The organism is Streptomyces sp. NPDC037126, from assembly GCF_055605965.1.
This window is the reverse complement of the sequence record NZ_JBVJTD010000001.1, coordinates 671358-688010: the sequence shown is the minus strand read 5'-3', so window position 1 is coordinate 688010 and position 16653 is coordinate 671358. Positions and strand designations below refer to the sequence as shown.

At 72.4% G+C, this 16653-nt stretch carries 19 protein-coding genes; 6 read left to right on the top strand and 13 right to left on the bottom strand.

Annotated features, from left to right (window positions below; genetic code table 11):
- Window positions 1-23 precede the first annotated feature (23 nt).
- On the top strand, window positions 24-902 hold the full coding sequence (locus ACZ7FF_RS03140) for a deoxyribonuclease IV (protein ID WP_470808993.1): 879 nt from the start codon (window positions 24-26) through the stop codon (window positions 900-902).
- A 27-nt stretch (window positions 903-929) separates the two neighbouring features.
- Here ACZ7FF_RS03140 and ACZ7FF_RS03135 read toward each other — a convergent pair whose 3' ends face one another.
- Entirely contained in the window at window positions 930-1562 is a 633-nt protein-coding gene (locus ACZ7FF_RS03135; RefSeq protein WP_470808992.1) for a sulfite oxidase-like oxidoreductase, read from the bottom strand.
- A 174-nt stretch (window positions 1563-1736) separates the two neighbouring features.
- Here ACZ7FF_RS03135 and bfr point away from each other — a divergent pair, with 174 nt between their 5' ends.
- A complete protein-coding gene (bfr, locus tag ACZ7FF_RS03130; protein ID WP_470808991.1) occupies window positions 1737-2246 on the top strand; it encodes a bacterioferritin in 510 nt (169 codons plus the stop codon).
- On the opposite strand, the gene ACZ7FF_RS03125 is transcribed toward bfr, so the two are convergent.
- The gene (locus ACZ7FF_RS03125; RefSeq protein WP_470808989.1) at window positions 2243-2467 is read right to left on the bottom strand and encodes a (2Fe-2S)-binding protein; all 225 of its coding nucleotides are present in this window, start codon (window positions 2465-2467) and stop codon (window positions 2243-2245) included. The genes bfr and ACZ7FF_RS03125 overlap by 4 nt on opposite strands.
- A 136-nt stretch (window positions 2468-2603) precedes the next feature.
- The gene (locus ACZ7FF_RS03120; protein WP_470808988.1) at window positions 2604-3956 is read right to left on the bottom strand and encodes a class II 3-deoxy-7-phosphoheptulonate synthase; all 1353 of its coding nucleotides are present in this window, start codon (window positions 3954-3956) and stop codon (window positions 2604-2606) included.
- Between the two features lie 100 nt (window positions 3957-4056).
- On the opposite strand from ACZ7FF_RS03120, the gene ACZ7FF_RS03115 reads away from it, so the two are divergent.
- Both ACZ7FF_RS03115 and ACZ7FF_RS03110 read left to right on the top strand, forming a co-directional pair.
- On the top strand, window positions 4057-4113 hold the full coding sequence (locus tag ACZ7FF_RS03115; RefSeq protein ID WP_111582571.1) for a trp operon leader peptide: 57 nt from the start codon (window positions 4057-4059) through the stop codon (window positions 4111-4113).
- Window positions 4114-4214: 101 nt separating this feature from the next.
- Window positions 4215-6077, top strand: coding sequence for an anthranilate synthase family protein (locus ACZ7FF_RS03110; RefSeq protein WP_470808987.1), 1863 nt, complete (start codon window positions 4215-4217; stop codon window positions 6075-6077).
- Window positions 6078-6139: 62 nt separating this feature from the next.
- Here ACZ7FF_RS03110 and ACZ7FF_RS03105 read toward each other — a convergent pair whose 3' ends face one another.
- The 4 genes from ACZ7FF_RS03105 to ACZ7FF_RS03090 all read right to left on the bottom strand — a co-directional run bounded on the left by ACZ7FF_RS03105 (window position 6140) and on the right by ACZ7FF_RS03090 (window position 9946).
- Complete coding sequence (locus tag ACZ7FF_RS03105) at window positions 6140-7168, bottom strand: 6-phosphofructokinase (RefSeq protein ID WP_470808985.1); 1029 nt, start codon at window positions 7166-7168, stop codon at window positions 6140-6142.
- A 120-nt stretch (window positions 7169-7288) separates the two neighbouring features.
- Complete coding sequence (locus ACZ7FF_RS03100; RefSeq protein WP_470808983.1) at window positions 7289-7966, bottom strand: response regulator; 678 nt, start codon at window positions 7964-7966, stop codon at window positions 7289-7291.
- A complete protein-coding gene (gene macS, locus ACZ7FF_RS03095; RefSeq protein WP_470808981.1) occupies window positions 7963-9207 on the bottom strand; it encodes a MacS family sensor histidine kinase in 1245 nt (414 codons plus the stop codon). The genes ACZ7FF_RS03100 and macS overlap by 4 nt, the downstream gene beginning before the upstream one ends.
- Before the next feature lie 25 nt (window positions 9208-9232).
- Window positions 9233-9946, bottom strand: a complete 714-nt coding sequence (locus ACZ7FF_RS03090; RefSeq protein ID WP_470809578.1) for a lysophospholipid acyltransferase family protein — start codon at window positions 9944-9946, stop codon at window positions 9233-9235.
- Between the two features lie 185 nt (window positions 9947-10131).
- Between ACZ7FF_RS03090 and ACZ7FF_RS03085 the strand changes: the two genes are divergently transcribed.
- Window positions 10132-10911 (top strand): alpha/beta hydrolase, encoded by a 780-nt coding sequence (locus ACZ7FF_RS03085; protein ID WP_470808980.1) that lies wholly within the window; start codon window positions 10132-10134, stop codon window positions 10909-10911.
- A complete protein-coding gene (locus ACZ7FF_RS03080; RefSeq protein WP_470808978.1) occupies window positions 10904-11485 on the top strand; it encodes a hypothetical protein in 582 nt (193 codons plus the stop codon). The genes ACZ7FF_RS03085 and ACZ7FF_RS03080 overlap by 8 nt, the downstream gene beginning before the upstream one ends.
- A gap of 140 nt (window positions 11486-11625) precedes the next feature.
- Here ACZ7FF_RS03080 and ACZ7FF_RS03075 read toward each other — a convergent pair whose 3' ends face one another.
- From ACZ7FF_RS03075 to ACZ7FF_RS03050, 6 genes are all read right to left on the bottom strand, one after another.
- Window positions 11626-12384: an endonuclease/exonuclease/phosphatase family protein gene (locus ACZ7FF_RS03075; RefSeq protein ID WP_470808977.1), complete on the bottom strand. Its 759-nt coding sequence runs from the start codon at window positions 12382-12384 to the stop codon at window positions 11626-11628.
- A 106-nt stretch (window positions 12385-12490) separates the two neighbouring features.
- Complete coding sequence (locus ACZ7FF_RS03070; RefSeq protein WP_470808975.1) at window positions 12491-13444, bottom strand: ROK family glucokinase; 954 nt, start codon at window positions 13442-13444, stop codon at window positions 12491-12493.
- A 65-nt stretch (window positions 13445-13509) separates the two neighbouring features.
- Window positions 13510-13992, bottom strand: coding sequence for a DUF5304 domain-containing protein (locus ACZ7FF_RS03065; RefSeq protein ID WP_470808973.1), 483 nt, complete (start codon window positions 13990-13992; stop codon window positions 13510-13512).
- A 57-nt stretch (window positions 13993-14049) separates the two neighbouring features.
- Window positions 14050-15222: an ArsA family ATPase gene (locus ACZ7FF_RS03060; protein ID WP_470808971.1), complete on the bottom strand. Its 1173-nt coding sequence runs from the start codon at window positions 15220-15222 to the stop codon at window positions 14050-14052.
- A 41-nt stretch (window positions 15223-15263) separates the two neighbouring features.
- On the bottom strand, window positions 15264-15707 hold the full coding sequence (locus tag ACZ7FF_RS03055) for an SRPBCC family protein (RefSeq protein ID WP_470808969.1): 444 nt from the start codon (window positions 15705-15707) through the stop codon (window positions 15264-15266).
- 131 nt (window positions 15708-15838) lie between these two features.
- Window positions 15839-16636: a metallophosphoesterase family protein gene (locus tag ACZ7FF_RS03050; protein ID WP_470808967.1), complete on the bottom strand. Its 798-nt coding sequence runs from the start codon at window positions 16634-16636 to the stop codon at window positions 15839-15841.
- Window positions 16637-16653: the final 17 nt, after the last annotated feature.

Below are 16653 nucleotides of genomic sequence, written 5' to 3'. Positions count from 1 at the left end.
GGCGGGCATGACACCCTGAACGGGTGAGTCCCGATCAGTCCTCCCTCCCCCGCAACCCCGTGGGCGGTCACGTCCCCGTCGCCGGCGGGCTGCATTCCGTGGGCATGTCGTACGCCCGTGAACTGGCGGCCGAGACCGTGCAGGTCTTCGTCGCGAATCCGCGGGGGTGGGCCACTCCCGCCGGCAACCCGCGGCAGGACGAGGCGTTCCGGGAGGCGTGTGCCGAGGAGTCGGTCCCGGCATACGTGCACGCGCCCTATCTGATCAACTTCGGTTCGCACACCGAGGCGACCGTGGAGCGGTCGGTGGAGTCGCTGCGACACTCGCTGCGGCGGGGGCGGGAGATCGGCGCGCTGGGTGTGGTCGTGCACACCGGGAGCGCGACCGGCGGCCGGGCGCGGGACGTGGCGCTGAAGCAGGTGCGCGCGCACCTGCTGCCGCTGCTGGACGAGCTGACCCACGACGACGACCCGTTCCTGCTGCTGGAGTCGACCGCGGGCCAGGGTGCCTCGCTGTGCTCGCGGACATGGGACTTCGGTCCGTACTTCGAGGCGCTGGACTCCCATCCGAAGCTGGGCGTCTGCCTGGACACCTGCCACATCTTCGCCGCGGGGCACGACCTGACCGGGCCGAGCGGCATGCACCAGACGCTGGACCTGCTGGTGGAGACCGTCGGCGAGGGGCGGCTGAAGCTGATCCACGCCAACGACTCCAAGGACGTGGTCGGCGCGCACAAGGACCGGCACGAGAACATCGGCTCCGGCCACATCGGCGAGGACCCCTTCCGCGCCCTGATGAACCACCCGGCCACCGAGGGCGTGCCGCTGGTCATCGAGACCCCCGGCGGCAAGGAGGGGCACGCGGCGGACGTGGAGCGCCTGAAGCGGCTCAGGGACGGCTGACCGTCGCCGGCGCGGAGGGCGCCGGTGTCAGAGTTCCGGGCCCTCGCCCGGTTCCTCCTGGTAGGAGTAGCGCTGTTCCTTCCAGGGGTCGCCGATGTTGTGGTAGCCGCGTTCCTCCCAGAAGCCGCGGCGGTCGGCGGTCATGTACTCCACGCCCCGGACCCACTTGGGCCCCTTCCAGGCGTACAGGTGGGGCACGATCAGGCGGACCGGGAAGCCGTGCTCGGCGGTGAGGAGTTCGCCGTCCTTGTGGGTGGCGAAGATCGTGCGGTCGGAGAGGAAGTCCGCGAGGCGGAGGTTGGAGCTGAAGCCGTACTCCGCCCAGACCATCACGTGGGTGACGTCCGGGGCCGGCGGTGCCAGGTCGACGATCGCGCGGGCCGGGACACCGCCCCACTCCGCGCCGGTCATGCTGAACTTCGTCACGCAGTGCAGATCGGCCACCACGGTGGTGTACGGCAGGGCGGTGAACCCCTCGTGGTTCCAGGTGTGCTTGTCGCCGTCGGCGGTGGCGCCGAAGACCCGGAACTCCCAGCGTTCGGGCCGGAACTTCGGGACGGGCCCGTAGTGCGTGACCGGCCAGCCGCGCTGGAGCCGCTGACCCGGCGGAAGCTCGGACCCTGCCGTTGCTCCAGACTCTCGCTCCACCGGTCGACCCATGTATCCATCCTGACAGACCTGTGGGAGTGCCCTTGACCACCAAACACCAAAACGGACAAGGGCTAACAACACGGGATCAACTTACTAAGTACGCACTTACTGGACGATCTTCACGGGCGGTGCAATCATGCGGCGCAATCACCGAGACCGGTTGTCCGGAAGGAGCCCCCTCGCATGCAAGGCGACCCCGAGGTCATCGAACTGCTCAACGAACAGCTGACCGCCGAGCTGACCGCCATCAACCAGTACTTCCTGCACTCCAAGCTGCAGGACCACAAGGGATGGACGAAGCTCGCCGAGTACACCCGGGCCGAGTCCTTCGACGAGATGCGGCACGCGGAGCTGCTCACCGACCGCATCCTGCTCCTGGACGGGCTGCCGAACTACCAGCGGCTCTCCCACGTCCAGGTGGGGCAGACGGTGACGGAGATGTTCCGGGCCGACCGGCAGATCGAGGTCGAGGCCATCGACCGGCTGCGCCGGGGCGTCCAGGTGATGCGCGACAAGGACGACATCACGTCGGCGAACATCTTCGAGGCGATCCTCGCCGACGAGGAGCACCACATCGACTACCTCGACACCCAGCTGGAGCTCGTGGACAAGCTGGGCGAGGCGCTGTATCTGTCCACCGTGATCGAGCAGAGCCAGCCCGACCCGTCCGGTCCGGGCACCGGCGGGCTCTAGGCGGCGTCGTCCAGCCGCTCCAGGGCCGGGGCGCGCCGGTCGATCAGGTCACGGCGGGGGCAGGCACCCCGGCCGAGCAGCGCCTGGATGCGCCGCACACAGCCACCGCAGTCGGTGCCCGCCTTGCAGGCGGAGGCGATCTGGCGCGGGGTGCAGGCGCCGTTCGCGGCGTGCTGCTGCACCTGCTGCTCGGTGACGCCGAAGCAACTGCACACGTACATCCGGCCCACCTCCCGACGGGATCGCTCGCTCACTGCCATCCCGATTTCCGGTGAGGCAAACCTAACCTTACCCATCCCGGGGGAACCGCAACAGTACGAGGGGCGCGGATCCTGTGTGATCCGCGCCCCAGAGCACTCACTGGTCCCGGTACATCTCCGCGACCAGGAACGCCAGGTCCAGCGACTGGCTGCGGTTCAGCCGCGGGTCGCAGGCCGTCTCGTAGCGCTGGTGGAGGTCGTCGACGAAGATCTCGTCGCCGCCGCCTACGCACTCGGTCACGTCGTCGCCGGTCAGCTCCACGTGGATGCCGCCCGGGTGGGTGCCGAGCGCCTTGTGCACCTCGAAGAAGCCCTTGACCTCGTCGAGCACGTCGTCGAAGCGGCGGGTCTTGTGCCCGGAGGCCGCCTCGAAGGTGTTGCCGTGCATCGGGTCGGTCACCCAGGCCACCCCCGCGCCGGACGCCGTGACCTTCTCGACCAGCTCGGGGAGCCGGTCGCGGATCTTGTCGGCGCCCATGCGGACGATGAAGGTGAGCCGGCCCGGCTCCCGCTCGGGGTCGAGGCGGTCGATGTACCGCAGCGCCTCCTCGGCCGTAGTGCTCGGGCCGAGCTTGATGCCGATCGGGTTGCGGATCTTGGAGGCGAACTCGATGTGCGCGTGGTCCAGCTGCCGGGTGCGCTCTCCGATCCACACCATGTGCCCGGAGACGTCGTACAGCTTGCCGGTGCGGGAGTCGACCCGGGTCAGGGCGGACTCGTAGTCCAGCAGCAGCGCCTCGTGCGAGGAGAAGAACTCGACGGTCTTGAACTCCTCCGGGTCGGTGCCGCAGGCCCGCATGAAGTTCAGCGCGTTGTCGATCTCCCGCGCGAGCTGCTCGTAGCGCTGGCCCGACGGCGAGGTCTTCACGAAGTCCTGGTTCCAGGCGTGCACCTGTCGCAGGTCGGCGTAGCCGCCCGTGGTGAAGGCGCGCACCAGGTTCAGCGTGGAGGCCGAGGCGTGGTACATGCGCTTGAGCCGCTCGGGGTCCGGGATGCGGCTGGCCTCGGTGAAGTCGAAGCCGTTGACGGAGTCGCCCCGGTACACCGGGAGCGTCACGCCGTCGCGGGTCTCGGTCGGCTTGGAGCGCGGCTTGGAGTACTGGCCCGCGATCCGGCCGACCTTCACCACGGGCACGGAGGCCGCGTAGGTCAGGACGGCGCCCATCTGGAGCAGCGTCTTGAGCTTGTTGCGGATATGGTCGGCGGACACCGCGTCGAAGGCCTCGGCGCAGTCGCCGCCCTGGAGGAGGAACGCCTCTCCCTTGGCGACGGCCGCCATCCGGGCGCGCAGCTGGTCGCACTCGCCCGCGAAGACGAGCGGCGGATACGACTCGAGGTCCGCGATCACTGCGCGCAGAGCCTCGGTGTCGGGGTACTCGGGCTGCTGCGCCGCGGGCAGGTCTCGCCAGGTGTTGCCAGCGCTCAGGCTGGTCTTAGCGTTCACGGTCACCTCGTAAACCTTACGGGGTCGTGTCCCATGTTCTACGTCTGGCCCGAAAGGTGAGACGAGGTGACTGCCCCGTGGACACCGGTGCGGTAGGGTTCCTCGCATGTTCGCGCTTTCGAACCAGAACTGGTGGTGGACCGCTTCTCCGGCGGCCCACTGACTGCGCGTACGCAAGACTTCGCGAAGGCCGCCCGAGGGGCGGCCTTCGGTGTTTCTCCGGGTCGTTCCTCTCCGTCAGACGTCTGAGAAGGAGACCGACCCGTGAACCTCGTGGACCTGCTGTCCGATCCCCGTCCCTTCGCACTGCTCCGCCGCCGCGTCCCCGGCCGCGCCGACCACCCGGTGGAGGTGCTGATCGGCCCGGTGACCGCCCGGGACCGGCTCGCCGACCTGCCCGGCGAGGGCCTCGCGCTGGTCCCGTTCCGGCAGATCCGCGAGCGCGGCTTCGACGTCCGCGACGACGGCACCCCGCTGCTGGTGCTGACCCCGGAGGAGTCGTACGAGATCCCCCTGGACGAGGCGCTCGGCTCGCTGCCCCGCCATGACGTGCGGGTCGAGGGCGGGGGCTTCGACGTCGGCGACGAGGAGTACGCGGGGATCGTCGGACGGGTGCTGGAGGAGGAGATCGGCCGGGGCGAGGGCGCGAACTTCGTGATCAGGCGGACGTACGAGGGCGAGATCCCGGGGTTCGGCCGCGCCGACGCGCTCGCGCTGTTCCGCCGGCTGCTGGAGGGTGAGCGGGGGGCCTACTGGACCTTTGTCGTGCACACCGGGGATCGCACGCTGGTGGGGGCCAGCCCCGAGGTGCACGTGCGGATGTCCGGCGGGACGGTCGTGATGAACCCGATCAGCGGGACCTACCGGTATCCCGCCGAGGGGCCGACACCCGGGCACCTGCTGGACTTCCTCGCCGACGGCAAGGAGATCGAGGAGCTGTCGATGGTCGTCGACGAGGAGCTGAAGATGATGTGCACCGTCGGCGACATGGGCGGGGTCGTCGTCGGGCCACGGCTCAAGGAGATGGCCCACCTCGCGCACACCGAGTACGAGCTGCGCGGGAAGTCCTCCCTGGACGTGCGGGAGGTGCTGCGGGAGACGATGTTCGCGGCCACGGTGACCGGCTCGCCGGTGCAGAACGCGTGCCGGGTGATCGAGCGGCACGAGGTGGGCGGCCGCGGCTACTACGCGGGCGCGCTGGCGCTGCTCGGCCGGGACTCCGGGGGCGCGCAGACGCTGGACTCCCCCATCCTGATCCGCACCGCCGACATCGGCGCGGACGGCCGGCTGCGGGTCCCGGTGGGTGCGACGCTGGTGCGCGGCTCGGACCCGGCGGGCGAGGTCGCCGAGACCCACGCCAAGGCCGCGGGCGTGCTGGCGGCGCTCGGGGTGCGGCCGGGGCGGCCGCGCGCGGAGCGGGAGCGGCCCCGGCTGGCCGAGGACCCGCGGGTGCGGGCCGCGCTGGACGGGCGGCGGGCCTCGCTCGCCCCCTTCTGGCTGCGGATGCAGGAGCGCCTCGACGCGCTCGACGGCCACGCCCTGGTCGTGGACGGTGAGGACACCTTCACCGCGATGCTGGCGCACGTGCTGCGCTCGGGCGGCCTGGAGGTGACCGTGCGGCGGTACGACGAGCCGGGGCTGCGGGCGGCGGTGCTCGCCCACGAGGGGCCCGTGGTGCTCGGCCCCGGTCCCGGTGACCCGTCCGACCTGGCCGATCCGAAGATGCGGTTCCTGCGGGAGCTGGCCGCCACCGTGATCAGGGAGCACCGGCACGGGGTCCTGGGCGTCTGTCTGGGCCATGAGCTGATCGCGGCCGAGCTGGGGCTGGAGATCGTCCGCAAGGAGGTGCCGTACCAGGGTGCGCAGACGGCGATCGAGCTGTTCGGGCGGCCGGAGACCGTCGGCTTCTACAACAGCTTCGTCGCGCGCTGCGAGGAGGGGGCCGCCCGTGAGCTGGCCGCGCACGGGGTCGAGGTGAGCCGTGCGGCGAACGGCGAGGTGCACGCGCTGCGCGGCCCCGGCTTCGCGGGGGTGCAGTTCCACCCGGAGTCGGTGCTGACGCTGAACGGCGCCGCGGTCGTGCGGGAGCTGATGGGCGGGCTGCGCGAGGCGAGCGGGGCGAGGTGAGCGGGCCGGGATGAGCGGCCGGGCCCGGGGACCGCGGCGGTCCCCGGGCCCGGCGCGCGCGGTCAGCCGAAGAAGACGCCGACCTCCTCGTACAGCTTCGGGTCGACCGTCTTCAGCCTGGCCGTGGCGTCCGCGAGCGGCACACGGACGATGTCGGCGCCGCGCAGGGCGACCATCTTCCCGAAGTCGCCCTCCTGGACGCAGTCGACGGCGTGCAGCCCGAAGCGGGTGGCGAGCCAGCGGTCGAAGGCGCTGGGGGTGCCGCCGCGCTGGATGTGCCCGAGGACCGTGGTCCGGGCCTCCTTGCCGGTGCGCCGCTCGATCTCCTTGGCCAGCCACTCGCCGACCCCGGACAGCCGGACGTGCCCGAAGGAGTCCAGCGACCCGTCCTTCAGGACCATCTCGCCGTCCTTCGGCATGGCGCCCTCGGCGACCACGACGATCGGGGCGTACGAGGCCTTGAAGCGGGAGGTGATCCAGGCGCACACCTGGTCGAGGTCGAAGCGCTGTTCGGGGATGAGGATGACGTTGGCGCCGCCGGCCAGTCCGGAGTGGAGGGCGATCCAGCCGGCGTGACGGCCCATCACCTCGCAGACGAGGACCCGCATATGGGACTCGGCGGTGGTGTGCAGGCGGTCGATGGCCTCGGTGGCGATGTTGACGGCGGTGTCGAAGCCGAAGGTGTAGTCGGTGGCGGACAGGTCGTTGTCGATGGTCTTGGGCACGCCCACGCAGGGCACGCCGTACTCGTCGGACAGCCGGGCGGCGACCCCGAGGGTGTCCTCGCCGCCGATCGTGATGAGGGCCTCGATCTCCAGCTTGGCCAGGTTGTCCTTGATCCGGCGGATGCCGTTCTCGACCTTGAGCGGGTTGGTGCGCGAGGAGCCGAGGATGGTGCCGCCGCGGGGCAGGATGCCGCGCACGGCGGGAATGTCGAGGCGGACGGTGTCGCCTTCGAGGGGTCCCCGCCAGCCGTCCCGGAAGCCGACGAAGTCGTGGCCGTACTCCTGCACGCCCTTGCGCACGACGCCCCGGATGACGGCGTTGAGCCCGGGGCAGTCGCCGCCTCCGGTCAGTACTCCGACACGCATGAAATGTCCCTTCGCCGCGGTTGCCTGACGCTCAGTCACGCTAATGGTGATTCGCGTCACATCGGGAGAGGCGGGAAGGGTGAATCCGGTGCGTTGCGCCGCAGGACGAACGGATACGGGCTATTCGCCGTCGAGGCCGCGCTCGATGGCGTACCTCACCAGCTCCACCCGGTTGTGGAGTTGGAGCTTGCCGAGGGTGTTCTGCACGTGGTTCTGGACGGTGCGGTGGGAGATGACGAGGCGTTCGGCGATCTGCTTGTAGCTCAGGCCCTTGGCGACGAGCCGCAGCACCTCCGTCTCCCGCTCGGTGAGCCGGGGCGCGCCCGGCTCGTCGGTGTCGGGGGCGGGGGCGGGCTCGGCGGCCAGGCGGCGGTACTCGCCGAGGACCAGTCCGGCGAGGCCCGGGGTGAACACGGGGTCGCCCACCGCGGTCCGGCCCACGGCGTCCAGGAGTTCCTCGGTGGAGGCCGACTTCAGCAGGTAGCCGGTCGCGCCGGACTTCACCGCCTCCAGCACGTCGGCGTGCTCGCCGCTCGCGGAGAGGACCAGGACCCGCAGCGCCGGGTTGTGGGCGACCAGTTCCTTGCACACCTGGACGCCGGGCTTGGCCGGCAGGTTGAGGTCGAGCACCAGGACGTCGGGGGCGGCGGCCTTGGCGCGGCGCACGGCCTGCTCGCCGTCGCCGGCCGTCGCGACCACCTCGAAGCCGGACTCGGCCAGGTCGCGGGCGACCGCGTCGCGCCACATGGGGTGGTCGTCCACCACCATGACCCTGATCGGGTCCTTCCGCTCTGTCATCGCCGCTCCGCCCTCTTCCCCCGCGCCCGTCCGGCGCCCTTCGCTGCCTTCGGTACCTTCAGTTCGACCTCCGTGCCCTGCCCGGGCACGGAGATCAGCTCGGCGCTGCCGCCGAGGTCGCGCAGCCGGCCCCGGATCGACTGGGCGACGCCGAGTCTGCCCTCGCCCTCGGCCTCGGCGAGCCTGCCCTCGGGGATGCCGGGGCCGTCGTCCCGGACGGTGACGACGATCGCCTCCGGCTCGTCCTCGACCAGGATCCAGGCCCGCGCCTCCTCCCCCGCGTGCCGGCGCACGTTGTCCAGGGCTGCCCCGACCGCCGCGGCCAGCTCCCGGGCCGCCGCAGGCGGCAGCGGCACCGGGGCGCCGGGCTCGGCGAGGCTCACCCGGCCGCAGGCGTAGGAGGCGAGCAGGGAGCGCAGGTCGAGCGGACCGGCCGGTCCGTCCTCGTCCGGCTCCTCCACGGCCCGTACGACGGCTCCGGCGGCCGCGTCCTCCGACACCCGGGAGACGGGCACCAGCCCGCCGGAGACCAGGGTGCGCAGGGCCACCTCCTGCTCCCCGGCCAGCTGCCCCAGCTCGGCGGCCTCGCCGCCGAGGGCCGCGCCCCGCCGCTTCACCATCGCCAGGACCTGGAGGACGCCGTCGTGGATGTCCCGGGCCAGCCGCTCCCGTTCGCGGGTCGCGGCCTCGATCTCCAGGGCGCGGGCGAGGGTGCGCTCGGAGGCGCGGGCCACCTCCACCACGTAGCCGATGGCGATGGCGGCCACCCAGACCAGGATCACGTTGTGCACGGTGTCCCGGGCGGGACGGCCTCGCTCGACCAGGTTGACGACGGCCACGGCGGTGGAGGCGGCGGCCGCCCAGCGCCAGCCGCCCTTGATGGCGAAGGCCAGCACCGAGCCAGCGGTCCATATCGACGGCAGGGTGGGGCCGCCGCCCGCGATCCGCTCGTGGTTGTCGGCGAGCGGGGTGAGCAGGATGCCGGTGAGGGCGACGGCCAGGTCGACCGCCAGGAAGCGCCTCGTGCAGTTCGCCGCGCCGGACACCCTGGGCAGGGTGGCGAGCGTCCACACCACGAGGACGGCGTAGTAGCAGACCGCGATCCAGGGGCGGACGAAGTGGGAGTACGCCGAGGCGCACAGGCCGATGGCGTACAGCATGGTCAGGACGCGGTAACCGGCGAGCGCACGCCACAGCGGCGCCTCCACCGACATCCGCAGCACGCGCTCGCGCCTCGGCATGTCCCCCCTGCCCCCGTCCCCTCGGCTAGGCCTCTGCCTTCTTCTTCTCGGCTTCCTTGGCGGCCTTCGCCTGTTCGGCGATCTGCCGCTTGGCGGCGGTCGCGTACATGTCGACGTACTCCTGGCCCGAGAGCTTCATGATCTCGTACATGACCTCGTCGGTCAGCGCGCGCAGCACGAAGCGGTCGTGCTCCATGCCCTGGTAGCGGCTGAAGTCCAGGGGCTTCCCTATACGGATGCCGGGCCGCATCAGCTTCGGCATCACCTTGCCGGGCGGCTGGATCTTCTCGGTGTCGATCATCGCGACGGGGATGACCGGGGCACCGGTGGCGAGCGCCACGCGCGCGAGGCCGCCGGGCTTGCCCCGGTAGAGCCGGCCGTCGGGCGAGCGGGTGCCCTCCGGGTAGATGCCGAACAGCTCCCCGCGCTCCAGCACCTCTATGCCGCTCTTGATCGCCGCCTCACCGGCGCCGCGCGCGCCGGAGCGGTCCACCGGGAGCTGACCGACGCCCTTGAAGAAGGCCGCGGTGAGGCGGCCCTTCACACCCGGGGTGGTGAAGTACTCGGCCTTCGCGATGAAGGTGACCTTGCGGTCCAGCATGGTGGGAAGGAAGAACGAGTCCGAGAAGGACAGGTGGTTGCTTGCCAGGATCGCGGGCCCCTCTGCCGGAATGTTCTCCAGTCCCTCGACCCAGGGCCTGAAGGCGACCTTCAGCGGCCCGCCGATGGCGACCTTCATCGTGCCGTACAACACCCGTGTGCCTCCTGTTTCCGTCGAACAGACCTTAACCCGGAGGACCGTCAAAGGACCCGACGACCCTGGTCGGTGTCAGTGCTGTCGCGTACGGTGAAGCACATCCGCGAGTTCTTCCCGCCCCGGCCTGCCGTCGGCGGGGCCCCCTTCGAGGACAGGAGAGTCGAAAGGTGCCGGTTCTCCCCGGAGCCGAGCCGTACCGCCACGCGGGCGGGGAGGTGGGTGTCCTCCTCTGCCACGGCTTCACCGGCTCGCCCCAGTCGCTGCGCCCCTGGGCGGAGCACCACGCGGCGCACGGCCTGACCGTCTCGCTGCCGCTGCTGCCCGGGCACGGCACCCGCTGGCAGGACATGCAGGTCACCGGCTGGCAGGACTGGTACGCGGAGGTGGACCGCGAGCTGCGGCTGCTCGCCGAGCGCTGTGCGCGGGTGTTCGTCGCGGGTCTGTCGATGGGCGGGGCACTGGCGCTGCGGCTGGCCGCGCGGCACGGCGACGGGGTCACGGGCGTGGTGGCCGTCAACCCGGCGAACAGGGTCCACGGCCTGTCGGCGTACGCCCTCCCGGTGGCCCGGCACCTCGTACGGACGACGAAGGGCATCGCCAGCGACATCGCCAAGGGCGGCGCGGCGGAGCTGGGTTACGACCGGGTGCCGTTGCACGCGGCGCACTCGCTGCGGCGGTTCCTGCACCGGCTGGACGGCGAGCTGCCCCAGGTCACCCAGCCGTTGCTGCTGCTGCGCAGCGCCCAGGACCATGTCGTCCCCGCGGTCGACTCGGCCCGTGTGCTGAGCCGGGTGTCGTCCACGGACGTGACGGAGATCGTGCTGGAACACAGCTACCACGTCGCGACGTTGGACGTGGATGCGGACCGGATCTTCGAGGAGAGCCTCGGGTTCATCCACCGGCTCGCACCGAATCCGGGCAAGGAAGGGACGGCCGCAGTTGGCTGAGCACGACTCCGACCGCGGGGGCCGCGAGGACCGCGAGGGACGGGAGCCGGACGAGCAGGGAGTGCCCTTCGACGAGGACGCCGCCTGGCGGGCCATCGTCGCCGGGTTCGGCGAGGAACCCCCGGACCCGCCGGGGAGCAAGCCGTTCAAGCCGGTGGAGGACCTCGCGCTGCCGGAGATGGACGTGCCGTCCGAGGGCGGTGAGGACTCCGGCGAGCAGCGGCCCGCCCGGCCGCTGGGCAGCTCGGTCTCGTTCGCGCCCGGTGTCGGCCCGCGCGACCACCGGGCGCCCGAGCCGTCCGGGGACGACTCCGGCGAGGACGACGAGGACCATTTCGTACCGCCCGAGCCGCCGCCGCTGCCGGCCGCCGACACCACGGCGAAGTTCGCGTGGCTGGGTGTCGTCGGCGGCCCGGTCCTGCTCCTGCTGGCCGTGCTGCTCGGCTGGCCGATGACCTGGTGGCTGGAGACCCTCGTCATCGGCGGCTTCCTCGGCGGCTTCGCGACGCTGGTGACGCGGATGCGCACGGACGACGACGACCACGACGACCCCGGGCGCGGGGCCGTGGTCTGAGCCCGGGCCGCCACCGCGCCGGGCCCGCCCGGGCTCCGCGCGGTCGCGGCGGGCCACCGGCCGGCGGGTGCGGGCCGGCGGGTGCCGATCGGCGGCGACGGGCGGGCGCGGATCGGTGGCGGGCGGCAGGCGGTGGGCCCTCAGGGCGCCGTCGGGGCGGCCGGGACGCGCAGCGCCGCCAGGACCGGGAGGTGGTCCGTGGCCGCGGTCAGGTCGGCGCGGGTGACGCCCGGCAGGTCCAGCGGGACTCCGCAGCCGAGCACCTCGATGCCCTTGGTCGCGAAGATCGCGTCGATGCGCCGGTGGGGCTCGCCGTGCATCCAGGTCTCCTCGCCGCCCCAGGGAGCGACGGCCCGGCAGTCCTGGAGGCCCTCGGCGAGGAGGCGGAAGGTGGGCCCGTCTGGGCCCTCGTTCAGGTCGCCGCCCGCGATCGCGTGCTCGACGCCGAGTCCGGCGAGGCGGTCGAGGAGCAGGCGTCCCTGCGCACGGCGCTCGTCGTCCCGCAACGACAGATGACAGCTGATCACTCCCAGGCGGGCGCCGCCGAAGCGGACCACCGCGGTGGCAAGTCCCCGCCGATGGAGGCCGGGGGTGATCGGCAGCAGGACGTCCTCGGTCCGCTCGACGGTGGCCCGGAGCGAGCAGAGGACGGCCGGTCCGGCCGCCGTGGCACCGCCGGTGAGGATCACCTGCCCCGATGCCGCCGCCAGCCGCGCCAGCTTCTTGCGCCAGCGGAAGAACCGGGGGGCCTCCTGGACGAGGACCAGGTCGGGGGCGCAGGCGCCGATCACCCTGGCCAGCGCGTCGGTGTCGTCGCGCATCGAGCGGATGTTGTGGCTCAGGACCCGGATGACCGCGGAACCATCGGGCTCCGTACGGGAGTTGGGGAGCAGCTCCATGTGGATCAATGTACGCCCGACGGGACGGGGCGCGAGGTCCGGGCGCGGCCGCCGGTTCGCCGTGGCGGCCGCGCCCGGACCTCGCCCGCTGTGCGGGGGCCGTCCGCTACATGATCGGGTCGGGCTCGCGGGCGAGGTCGGCCGCGCCCACCAGGCCGGCCTTGTTGCCGAGCTGGGCCGCGATCACGTCGGCGACCGGGCGCCAGTTGCCGCCGACCAGCCAGCGCTTGTACGACTTGCGGATCGGGTCCAGGACCAGCTCGCCCTCGTCGGAGAGGCCGCCGCCCACGATGAACGCGGACGGGTCGAAGAGGGAGGCCAGGTCGGCGAGGCCGGCACCGACCCAGCGGGCCAGCTCGCGGTAGGAGTCCACGGCCACCGGGCAGCCCTGTCGGGCGGCGATGGAGATGTGCTTGCCCTCGATGCCGTCGGGGGTGCCGTCGCCGAGCGCCAGCAGCACCTCGGCGCGCTCCGGGGTGGCGTTGGCGCGCTGCTTGGCGTAGCGGGCCAGGGCGCGGCCGGAGGCGTACTGCTCCCAGCAGCCCTGGGAGCCGCAGCCGCACAGCAGGCCGTCCGGGACCATCCGGATGTGGCCGAACTCGGCGGCCACGCCGAAGTGACCGCGGCGCAGCTTGTTGCCGATGATGATGCCGCCGCCGAGACCGGTGCCGAGCGTGATGCAGATGACGTTGCGGTGGCCCTTGCCGGCGCCGAACCTGTACTCGCCCCAGGCGGCGGCGTTGGCGTCGTTCTCGACCACGACCGGGAGGCCGGTGCGGGCCTCGACCTCCTGCTTGAGCGGCTCGTTGCGCCAGTCGATGTTGGGCGCGAAGTAGACGGTGGAGCGCTGCCGGTTGACGTAACCGGCGGCACCGATGCCCACACCGACGATCTCGTGCCCGGCACGCGCGCCCTCCACGGCCGAGGCGATGGCGTCCACGATGGCCTCGGGCGTGGTGGGGGTCGGCACCTTGAAGGTCGAGAGGATGTTGCCTTCCTCGTCGACCACGCCGGCCGCGATCTTGGTGCCGCCGATGTCGACGCCGATGGTGAGTCCCATGAATCCCTCAGTTCGGTCGAGCCCCGCTACCGCAACCGTACCCGAGGCCCTGCCGCGGGAGGGCTTCAGTCCAGGTCGATGCGCTCCCCCGGACCGGTGCCCTCACCGCGGTCGCGCCGGTCGTCGCGCCATTCGTCGGCGAGGTCGGCCGCGCCGGAGGTCCAGCGGCCCTCCTGGGTCCGTACGGCGGAACGGTAGGCGGCCAGCAGCTCGTTGCCGGCCGCGGCGAGGTGGTCGAAGACGTCCGGGTTGCGCTCCACCACGGGTTCCACGGCGGCCTTGGCCTGCTGGACGACCTGCCGCACCACCTGCTGGGCGGCGGGTCCGGCGAGGGCCCCGAGCAGCGGTGACTGGAGGCCGGACAGCTTGTCGGCCACCGTGTCCACGAGCTTCTTCAGTTCCTCGGCGGCCGAGCCCGGAGGCGGGCCGTAGGAGGTGCGGCGGCGGGCCTTCTCGGCCTCCAGGTCCTCGGCGCAGGCCCTGGCCCAGGCATCGGCGTCGCTCACCCGCGGCTCCTCGGTCGGTTCGGCGGGGCGCTCTTCGCTCATGGCGGACTCCTGACTGCGGTTCGCCCTTACGACGTTACCCGAACGGGACCACCCGGTTCACCGTCCGGCGGCGGGCCAGAGGCCGGGATCCGGAGCGAAGCGGATGCGCAGCTCGTCCTCCCGGAGCCCGGCCCCGGCGACGGTGCAGCGGCGCAGGGCGGACGGAAGCGGAACGATCCGGCGGAAGCCGCCCGCGGTGATCACCAGCTCGTCGCCGCGCCGGACCAGATCCAGTTCGTCCCGGGTGGCGCCGGGCAGCGGGATGTGCCAGACCAGCACCCCGTCCTCGGCGAGCCGGTCGGCGACGGGCCACTCGACCGGGCCGGGTGTCCGCCGGGCGGCGGGCACGCCGAGGGCCGCGAGGTCGTCGCCGCCGTGCGGGTCGTGGCCCAGGTGGGGGACGGGATGGACGTCGTAGGACCCCTGCCAGTCGGCCAGCGCCTTGCGCTGCTGGGCCAGGGGCCCGGCGAGCCAGCTGTCCGGCGCGGCCTCCGGCAGGGTGCGGTTGGCGATCAGGGCCTCGGTGCGCAGCCCGCGCAGGGCGAGGCCGAGCCGCGCGCAGTGCACGGCGTCGGTGCCGGCCGGGCCGGGTTCGGCTACCAGCCGTACGGCGGTGTCGCGGTCGGTGAGGACGGCCTCGACGGCGGCGAGTTCTAGGTCCCAGCGGGCCGCCGTCTCGTACAGCCAGTCGGCGGGCATGGGGACGCCGGCCAGCCGGCCGAGGACCGGGCGCAGGGCACGGGCCGCCTGGCGCTCGGGCGGCAGCAGGCGGCGCAGATAGCGGCGCAGTTCCTCGGGGAGGGCGAGCAGGGCGAGGGCCGCCGGGAGCGGCGGGAGGTCGACGACGAGGAGGTCGTGGCGCTCGGACAGCGCCGCGTCCCGCACGGCGCGCAGGAAGGAGAGCTCCTCGGCGCCGGGCAGCGGGGTGACCTCCTCGGCGTCCAGGCGGGCGGCGCCGAGCAGGTCGAGGACGCCGGCCGCGCGGTCCTGGAAGGCGGTGAGGTCCTCGCGGAAGCGGGCGCCCGCGTCGGGGCGCCAGGCGGTGAGGAGGGGGGCGACCTCGGCCGGGGCCGGTCCTGTCGGACGGCCCAGCGCGACGCCCGGGCTGTCCGTGCGGTCCGCGCTCAGCAGCAGTGTCCGGACGCCGTCGGACGCGGCACGCCGTGCGGTGGCGGCGGCGATCGTGGTCCGACCGCTGCCGCCCGGGCCCGTGATCAGGATGGTGCGCATGAGGGTGAACGGTACCTTCGCGCGGGCCCGAACCGCGGTGCCTACTTCTCCCCGGACTCGACCCGCTTCTTCAGGCCCGCTAGGGCCCGGTCGATGATGACCTTCTCGGCCTTGCGCTTGATCATGCCGAGCATGGGGATCTTGACGTCGACCGTCAGCCGGTAGGTCACCTCGGTGGCGCCCGCGCCGGCCGGCTTCAGCAGGTAGGAGCCGTCGAGGGAGCGGAGCATCTGGGACTTCACCAGGGTCCAGGAGACCTCGTGCTCGCCGGTCCAGGTGTACGCGAGGGTCTGGTCGTCCTTGATGGCGCCGGCGTCCATGACGAGCCGGACCTGCTCGGCGCGGCCCCGCCCGTCGGTGGCGAGGACCTCCGCCTCCTTCACCTCACCGGTCCAGTCCGGGTAGCGCGCGAAGTCGGCGATCACCGCCATGACGTCGGCCGGGGCCGCCTCGATCGTGATGCTCGAACTGGTGTGTTCCGCCATCGCCGTGGCTCCTCCGCATGCGGACCGAAGAGAGTCTTTCGTGCGCGGGCTGCGCACGTGTGTGCAGCGTGAAGGCTACCGCGCCGCCGACCTGCCGCCTTCACCCCGTCTCCCCCATGGCTCGCCACCGGTCACCATTCGAGCGCCCACGGCTTCCCGGACCCGGCGAAGTGGCCCACGTTGACGCATTCGGTGGCGCCGATCCGCATCCGGCGGGCCAGCGGCTGGTGGACGTGCCCGAAGAGCGAATAGCGCGGCCTGGTGCAGCGGATGGCCTCCAGCAGGGCCCGGCTGCCGCGCTCGAAGCGGCGCGCGACGGTGTCGTAGACGAGCTCGGGGACCTCCGGCGGGATGTGGGTGCACAGCACGTCGACCTCGCCGACCGCCTCGATCTTCGCCGCGTACTCCTCGTCGTCGATCTCGTACGGCGTCCGCATCGGGGTGCGCAGGCCGCCGCCGACGAAGCCGAACGTCCAGCCGCCGATCTCCACCCGCTGGCCGTCGAGGACGGTGGTGCCGGGCCGGGCGTACTCCCGCCACAGAGGCGGCATGTCGACATTGCCGTAGGTGGCGTACGTCGGGGTGGGGAACACGGCGAACATCTCGGCGTACTGCTTGCGGACGGCCCCTTCTATGGCCCCGGCCCGGTCGCCGCCGATGCCCGCCCACAGCCCGGCGCCGAACGCGCGGGCCTCCTCGAAGCGCCGTGCGGTGCGCAGCTCCACGATGCGGTCCGCGTTCTCCTTGCCGAACAGGTCGGGGAAGATGCCGCGCGAGTGGTCGGCGTAGTCGAGGAAGAGCACGAGGTCACCCAGGCAGATCAGGGCGTCGGCACCCTCGCCGGCCCGGGCCAGGTCACGGGCGTTGCCGTGCACGTCGCTGACCACGTGGACACGCGTTCTCGGGTTTCGGGAGGGTGTGGGTGCCATGGCGATCAAGAGTAGGC

What these genes read in the sequence shown, in the direction of transcription:
- ACZ7FF_RS03100 (WP_470808983.1), bottom strand. Translation starts at nt 7,966, where the DNA reads ATGACAGAGCGGAAGGACCCGATCAGGGTCATGGTGGTGGACGACCAC.
- ACZ7FF_RS03050 (WP_470808967.1), bottom strand. Translation starts at nt 16,636, where the DNA reads ATGGCACCCACACCCTCCCGAAACCCGAGAACGCGTGTCCACGTGGTC.
- ACZ7FF_RS03105 (WP_470808985.1), bottom strand. Translation starts at nt 7,168, where the DNA reads ATGCGTGTCGGAGTACTGACCGGAGGCGGCGACTGCCCCGGGCTCAAC.
- bfr (WP_470808991.1), top strand. Translation starts at nt 1,737, where the DNA reads ATGCAAGGCGACCCCGAGGTCATCGAACTGCTCAACGAACAGCTGACC.
- ACZ7FF_RS03070 (WP_470808975.1), bottom strand. Translation starts at nt 13,444, where the DNA reads ATGGGACTCACCATCGGCGTCGACATCGGCGGCACCAAGATCGCGGCC.
- ACZ7FF_RS03075 (WP_470808977.1), bottom strand. Translation starts at nt 12,384, where the DNA reads ATGGAGCTGCTCCCCAACTCCCGTACGGAGCCCGATGGTTCCGCGGTC.
- ACZ7FF_RS03065 (WP_470808973.1), bottom strand. Translation starts at nt 13,992, where the DNA reads ATGAGCGAAGAGCGCCCCGCCGAACCGACCGAGGAGCCGCGGGTGAGC.
- ACZ7FF_RS03055 (WP_470808969.1), bottom strand. Translation starts at nt 15,707, where the DNA reads ATGGCGGAACACACCAGTTCGAGCATCACGATCGAGGCGGCCCCGGCC.
- ACZ7FF_RS03125 (WP_470808989.1), bottom strand. Translation starts at nt 2,467, where the DNA reads ATGTACGTGTGCAGTTGCTTCGGCGTCACCGAGCAGCAGGTGCAGCAG.
- ACZ7FF_RS03060 (WP_470808971.1), bottom strand. Translation starts at nt 15,222, where the DNA reads ATGCGCACCATCCTGATCACGGGCCCGGGCGGCAGCGGTCGGACCACG.
- ACZ7FF_RS03090 (WP_470809578.1), bottom strand. Translation starts at nt 9,946, where the DNA reads ATGAAGGTCGCCATCGGCGGGCCGCTGAAGGTCGCCTTCAGGCCCTGG.
- macS (WP_470808981.1), bottom strand. Translation starts at nt 9,207, where the DNA reads ATGCCGAGGCGCGAGCGCGTGCTGCGGATGTCGGTGGAGGCGCCGCTG.
- ACZ7FF_RS03135 (WP_470808992.1), bottom strand. Translation starts at nt 1,562, where the DNA reads ATGGGTCGACCGGTGGAGCGAGAGTCTGGAGCAACGGCAGGGTCCGAG.